This window comes from Kitasatospora sp. NPDC047058 (assembly GCF_040643935.1).
Classification (GTDB): Bacteria; Actinomycetota; Actinomycetes; order Streptomycetales; family Streptomycetaceae; genus Kitasatospora.
Map to the genome: position 1 here is coordinate 1 of NZ_JBEYVJ010000373.1, position 6,375 is coordinate 6,375.

A 6,375-nucleotide genomic window follows, 5' to 3' on the forward strand; every position below is an offset into this window, starting at 1 on the left:
CCGGCGGCGGCGAGGCCGGGCCGATCGGGATCGGGGTGGAGGCGACCATCTGGGCCAGGCCGGAGACGCTCACCGTGCAGTCGCTCCCCTCCGGCCCTCGACGGGATCGGCGCCCGGGCCACCTTCTTCCTGCTCGGGGCCATGCTGGAGCGCGCGCCCGGCCTCGGCCGCGAACTGGTGACCCGCGGCCACGAGGTCGCCGTCCACGGCTGGCACCACCGGCAGCAGTGGTACCCGGCCCCCGCCCGCGACCTGCGCGAACTGCGCCGCACCACCGACGCGGTCACCGCGTTCTGCGGCGTCCGTCCGCGCTGGTACCGCCCGCCCTACGGCGTCCTCACCGCCGGCCCCGCCCTCGCGGCCCGCCGCCTCGGCCTGCGCACCGTCCTCTGGACGGCCTGGGGGAGGGACTGGACCGACCGCGCCACCGCGGACTCCGTCTACGCGACCGCCCGCCCGGGCCTCATCGGCGGCGCCACGCTGCTCCTGCACGACTCCGACTGCACCTCGGCCCCCGGTTCCTGGCGCGCCACCCTCGCGGCCCTTCCCCTCATCGCCGCCCACTGCCGCACCCGCGCCCTCACCCTCGGCCCGCTCCGTGACCACGACCTGCGCTGACCATCCCTGACGACGGGTCACCGGTCCGTCAGTCGAGAGCATGATCACCTATACTTCAGCGGCTCGACGGCCGTTGGGGTGTCGGCGGTGGAGTGGGTGTGCGGGGGGCGTCATGGAGTTGCGGGACATCGAGATCTTTCTGGTGCTGGCGGAGGAGTTGCACTTCGGGCGGACCGCGGAGCGGTTGCGGGTGTCGCAGGCGCGGGTGTCGCAGGCGATCCGCAAGCAGGAGCGGCGGATCGGGGCGGCGTTGTTCGAGCGCACCAGCCGCAGTGTGCGGCTGACCGGTGTGGGCCGTCAGCTGCGCGGTGACCTGCAGCCGGTCTACGCGGGCCTGCACGAGTCGCTGGAGCGGGCCCGGCTGGCCGCGCGCGGCGTCACCGGCCGGCTGCGGGTGGGCATGATGCCGTTCAACCTGGTCGACCTGCACTTCTACTGGCGGGAGTTCCGTTCCCGGCATCCGCAGTGGGAGCTGGAGGTCCGCCAGATGGTGTACCCCGACCCGTTCGGCCGGCTGCGCGAGGGCGACCTGGACGTCCTGGTGGTCTGGCTGCCGGTGGAGGAGCCGGACCTGACCGTCGGCCCGGTCCTGCTCACCGACCCGCGGATCCTGGCCGTGGCCGAGGGCCACGAGCTCGCCCTGCGCAGTTCGGTGCGGCTGGAGATGTTCGCCGACTTCCGCCACCCGATGCCGCCCGACATCCCGGACTACTGGGAGGACCAATACATGCCCTTCCACACCCCGCGGGGCCGCACCATCGAACGCGGCGGGCAGGTGACCAACGCCGAGGAGCTGATCAACCAGGTCGGCATGGGCGAGATCATCCACGGCTTCCCCAGCCACGTCACCCGCCACTGGGGCATGCCCAACATCCGCTGGATCCCCGTCCCCGACCTGGCCACCCTCTCCTACGCCCTGGTCTGGCGCACCGAGGACGAGAACGAGCCCGTCCGCGCCCTCGCCGACCTCGTCCGCGAACTCGGCCCCTACCGCTTCTGACCCGCCGTCCCGGTACTCAGAGGCCCACCCGGGCCAGGGCCGCGGCGAAGCCGGTGCGCCAGGGGCTCGGGGAGGCACCGGGGGAGGGGGCCGGCGACGGGCGGTCCAGCGCGGCGAGGGCGTTGCGGACCACCTCGGCCGGGCGGGACGAGGTCACATCGGCGTGGCCCAGCTCCAGCTCGTGCTGGAGGTTGTCCCGGCCGTGGCCCTGGACGACGTCCAGCAGGAGCAGCCGGCGGCCGAGCGCCCGCGCCTCGCTGCAGGTGTCGCCGGAGCTGGTCACCACCAGGTCGGCGGCGGTCATCAGGGCGGGGATCCGGTCGGTGTACCCGAACGGGTGCAGGTTCGGCCGGCTCCCGGCGGCGCGCCACAGGCGCCGCTCCAGCTCGCGGTTGCGTCCGGCCACGGCGAGCACGTGCGGTCCGGCGTCGGCCAGCCCGGCGGCCGTGTGGGCGAGCGGACCGAGGCCCCAGGAACCGGACATCAGCAGCACGCACCGGGCGTCCGCCGGCACCCCGGTCTCGGCGCGCGCCTCGGCACGGCCGGGCGGGCGGTAGAACGCCTCGCGCAGCGGTGCCGGCAGGACGGCGACCGCCGCGTCCGGCCGGTAGCGCCGCACCGCGCAGGCCGCGACCTCCGAGGTGACCAGGAACAGGTCGGTGCCCTCCTGCACCCAGAGCCGGTGCGGCGTGACGTCGGTGCACAGGACGAGGTGGCGGAAGCCGGGCCCGCCGTCCGCGCGCAGCCGGTTCACCGCCGAGGTCGAGGTGGCGAACACCGACACGACCAGCTCCGGCCGCTGTTCCGCGACCAGCGCCCGCAGGGCCGGGACCAGCCGGCTGCGCGCCGCCGCGTCCGCCAGCAGCGCGATCCGGGTGCCGGGCCGCAGGGCCGAGAAGTGGAAGGCGTCGTAGACCCCGGGCAGGTCGAGCAGCCGGCGGAAGACCGCCTCCCCGGCCACCCCCGCGCGCTGCCCGAGCAGGGCCATGGCGTCCACCGTTTCGGTGGTCCAGCCGCGCTCGCGCAGCGTGTCCGCGCAGGCCTGGGCCATCACGTCGTGGCCCTGGCCGAGCGAGCCGGAGACCAGCAGCGCGTGCGGCACCGGCGCCCCCTCAGGAGGCGCCCGGCGCGGGCTTGCGGGCCGGGGCCGCCGCGGCCGCCTCCTGGTACCACTCGGCGTACCGCCGCACCCCGTCCGCGAAGTTGGTCCGCGGCGACCACCCCAGCAGCCGCTTGGCCTGTGCGGCCGAGATGCGGCGCCCGGTGAAGTCGGCGACCCGCGCCTCGATGTGCTCGATGCTGACCGGCCCGAACAGCCGGTCGACGGTGTCGGCGATGTCGCGCACCGAGACCGCGGTCGAGCCCTCCAGCGCGAAGGTCTGGTCCTCGGCGGCGGGGGAGAGGGCCCGGACGTGGGCGTCCGCGAGGTCCTCGACGTAGACGAAGTTGCGGCTCTGCCGGCCGTCGCCCGCGATGGTGATCGGCCGCCCCGCCAGCGCCGCCTGCACGAACCGGGCGACCACGAGTTCGTCCCGCATCCGCGGCCCGTACGGGATGCCGAAGCGCAGGATGGTGAAGTGCCGCCCGTACAGCTCCCGGTAGCTGTGCACCAGCATCTCGGCGGCGAGCTTCGTGGCGACGTACAGGTGCCCGCTGCGCTCCAGCTCGATCGGCACGTGCTCGTCGAGCTCCAGCTCCTGCTCCCCGCCGGCCATGCCCGCCTCGGTGAGGGCCGCGCCGTAGACCCAGACCGTGCTGGCCAGCACGGTGCGGCTGAGACCGCTGCGCCGGGCCGCCTCCAGGACGGTCCCGGTGCCGTCGATGTTGGCCCGGACGGCCCGGACCGGGTCGGCGGCGACCTGTTCGACGTCGGCCATCGCGGCGAGGTGGAAGACCACCTCGCTGCCGTCCAGCGCGGCGGTGAGGGCCGGCAGGTCGAGGATGTCGATCCGGGCGTGCTCGGCCCGGGGGTTGAGGTACTTGTCGGTGGTGTCCACCGCGAGGACCTCGTGCCCGGCCGCCAGCAGCCGGTCCACGACGTGTGAGCCGATGAATCCGCAGCCCCCGGTGACGGCTATGCGCACGTTCTCTCTCCTTGTCCGGTTGTCCGGTGGTCCGGTTGTCCGGTGGTCCGGCCGGGCCCTCCTGGGAACGGTCGCGGCCGGCCGGCGTCAGCCTGCGAGCCGCCGGTGGACGGCGGTGACCGCCGCGATCACCCGGTCGGTCTCGTCCTCGGTCATGTCGGAGTGCACGGGCAGGCAGATCTGCCGGGCGCAGACGTCCTCCGCCGCCGGCAGCGGTTCCCGCCGGTAGCCGGCCAGCACCGGTTGCAGGTGCAGCGGCAGGTCGTACACCTCGCCGGAGAGCCGCACGCCGTGCTCCTCGGCCACCGCCCGCTTGAACGCGGCACGGTCGACGCCGGCCGGCAGCAGCACCACGTACTTGTAGTAGTTGCTGCGCGAGCCGGCCGGCTCGGTGACCGGCTCCAGGCCGTCGATCCCGGCGAGCGCCGTGTCGTACCGCTGGGCGACCCGGCGCCTGGTCTCGACGAACTCCTTGAGCCTCCGCAGGTGCACCGTGCCGACCGCGGCGTTCAGTTCGCTCATCCGCCAGGAGGCGCCGAACCGGACGTGGTGGTTGGTGGTGAACGAGCCCTTGCCCTGGTCGCGGTGGATCCGGGCCTCGTCGCGCAGCTCGGCCGACTCGGTGAGGATCATGCCGCCCTCGCCACTGGTGGTGACCTTGGTCGGGTAGAACGAGAAGGCGCCGGCCAGGCCGAAGGAGCCGGCGGAGCGCCCGGCGTAGCTGCTGCCGTGGGCGTGCGCGGCGTCCTCGACCAGCGGGACGCCGCGGCGGTCGCAGATCGCGCGCAGGTCGTCCACCGCGGGGGTGATCAGGCCGCCGATGTGCACCAGCACCACGGCGGCGGTGTCCGGGGTGAGGGCGGCCTCCAGCGTGGCGGGGCTGAGCGCGAGGGTGGCCGGGTCGACGTCGGCGATGACCGGGCGGCCGCCCGCGTGCACGATGGCGCCGGCGGTCGCGTAGAAGGTGACGGCCGGGACGACCACGTCGCGGTCGCGGACGCCGACGGTGCGCAGGACGATCTCCAGCGCCGCCGTGCCGCTGGCCACGGCCACGGCGTGCGAGGCGCCGTGCTCGGCCGCGAACGCCTGCTCGAACCGCTCGGTCCAGGGGCCGAGGGTGAGCGCGCCGGTGGTGAGGATCTCGGTCACGGCGTCCGCGACGGCCGAACGGTCGCTCTCGTCGAACACGATGCGAGCGGCTGGCACGTCCATCGGGCCTCCTGTGGCAGCGGGCTGGAACACACAGCGGGCGGGTCGTTCCCGGCCGGACCGGGCACAACGGCCGGGCCAGGCACATCACGCTACTTCGCCCGTGCGGCCCCGGCCCGTCGTCACCGCCCGCCCGGGTGATCCCGGGCCCGTTCCGCGGGTACCCCGGGCCGTCGTTCGCACCCGTCCCAATCGCCGGCGCGGCACGCGGCACGCCCACGGGCAGCCACCGGCCCCCGCCTCCCCGCGCAGTGGCCGGGCGCCCCGGACGGCGGCGGCGCCCCGACGGCGGAGGCGCAGCGGCGGAGCGACAATGGACACGGTCCGTCTCGACCCCTACGGCCCGCCGGGCCGCTCCGGAGGGAGGTCCGTGATGGTTCGCTCGGTCGGAATCGATCTGGGCACCACCAACTCGGTCGTCTGCGTCCTGGAAGGCGGCGAGCCCTCCGTCGTCCCCAACGCGGAGGGTGCGCGCACCACACCGTCGGTGGTGGCGTTCGCCAAGGGCGGCGAGGTGCTGGTCGGCGAGGTGGCCAAGCGTCAGGCGGTGACCAACGTGGACCGCACGGCCCGCTCGGTGAAACGGCACGTCGGCGACGCGCACTGGCGGTTCCCCGAGGCCGGTGACGTGGACGGCCACCGGTACACCGCGCAGGAGATCTCCGCCCGGGTGCTGCAGAAGCTGAAGCGCGACGCGGAGTCCTACCTGGGCGAGGACGTGACCGACGCCGTCGTCACCGTCCCGGCGTACTTCAACGACTCCCAGCGCACCGCGACCAAGGAGGCGGGCGAGATCGCCGGCCTGCGGGTGCTGCGCATCGTCAACGAGCCGACGGCCGCGGCGCTGGCGTACGGGCTGGACAAGGAGAACGACCAGACCATCCTGGTGTTCGACCTCGGCGGCGGCACCTTCGACGTCTCCCTGCTGGAGATCGGCGACGGGGTGGTCGAGGTGAAGTCCACCAACGGCGACACCCACCTCGGCGGCGACGACTGGGACCAGAAGGTCGTCGACCACCTCGTGCGGCAGTTCCACAACGGCTACGGGATCGACCTGTCCAAGGACAAGATGGCCGCCCAACGGCTGCGCGAGGCCGCCGAGAAGGCCAAGATCGAGCTCTCCTCGGCCACCGAGACCACCGTCAACCTGCCGTACGTCAGCGCCTCGCCCGAGGGGCCGCTGCACCTGGAGGAGAAGCTCACCCGCGCCCAGTTCCAGCAGCTCACCGCCGACCTGCTGGAGCGCTGCAAGGTCCCGTTCCACCAGGCGGTGGAGGACGCCGGGATCCAGGTCTCCGACATCGACCACGTCATCCTGGTCGGCGGCTCCACCCGGATGCCCGCGGTCACCGAACTCGTCAGGTCGCTCACGGGCAAGGACCCGCACAAGGGCGTCAACCCGGACGAGGTCGTCGCCATCGGCGCCTCGCTCCAGGCCGGTGTCCTCAAGGGCGAGGTCAAGGA

Annotated in this window: 6 protein-coding genes; 3 read left to right on the top strand and 3 right to left on the bottom strand. The window is 74.0% G+C overall.

The features are described from left to right. Nucleotides 1-141 precede the first annotated feature (141 nt). Together ABZ885_RS33105 and ABZ885_RS33110 are read left to right on the top strand one after the other, a co-directional pair. Entirely contained in the window at nt 142-618 is a 477-nt protein-coding gene (locus tag ABZ885_RS33105; protein ID WP_360196969.1) for a polysaccharide deacetylase family protein, read from the top strand. A 112-nt stretch (nt 619-730) separates the two neighbouring features. Next, on the top strand, nt 731-1,618 hold the full coding sequence (locus tag ABZ885_RS33110; RefSeq protein ID WP_360196971.1) for a LysR family transcriptional regulator: 888 nt from the start codon (nt 731-733) through the stop codon (nt 1,616-1,618). Nucleotides 1,619-1,634: 16 nt separating this feature from the next. Here the strand turns inward: ABZ885_RS33110 and ABZ885_RS33115 are convergent, their stop codons facing one another. The 3 genes from ABZ885_RS33115 to ABZ885_RS33125 form a co-directional block, all read right to left on the bottom strand. Further along, entirely contained in the window at nt 1,635-2,720 is a 1,086-nt protein-coding gene (locus ABZ885_RS33115) for a hypothetical protein (RefSeq protein WP_360196974.1), read from the bottom strand. Between the two features lie 10 nt (nt 2,721-2,730). Next, nucleotides 2,731-3,702, bottom strand: coding sequence for an NAD-dependent epimerase/dehydratase family protein (locus tag ABZ885_RS33120; RefSeq protein ID WP_360196977.1), 972 nt, complete (start codon nt 3,700-3,702; stop codon nt 2,731-2,733). Between the two features lie 87 nt (nt 3,703-3,789). Further along, nucleotides 3,790-4,914 carry a DegT/DnrJ/EryC1/StrS family aminotransferase gene (locus ABZ885_RS33125; protein WP_360196980.1) on the bottom strand — a complete coding sequence of 375 codons (1,125 nt, stop codon included), beginning with the start codon at nt 4,912-4,914 and terminating at the stop codon, nt 3,790-3,792. 370 nt (nt 4,915-5,284) lie between these two features. Between ABZ885_RS33125 and ABZ885_RS33130 the strand changes: the two genes are divergently transcribed. Continuing rightward, on the top strand, nt 5,285-6,375 hold a 1,091-nt coding region (locus ABZ885_RS33130), incomplete at its 3' end, for an Hsp70 family protein (RefSeq protein ID WP_360196983.1).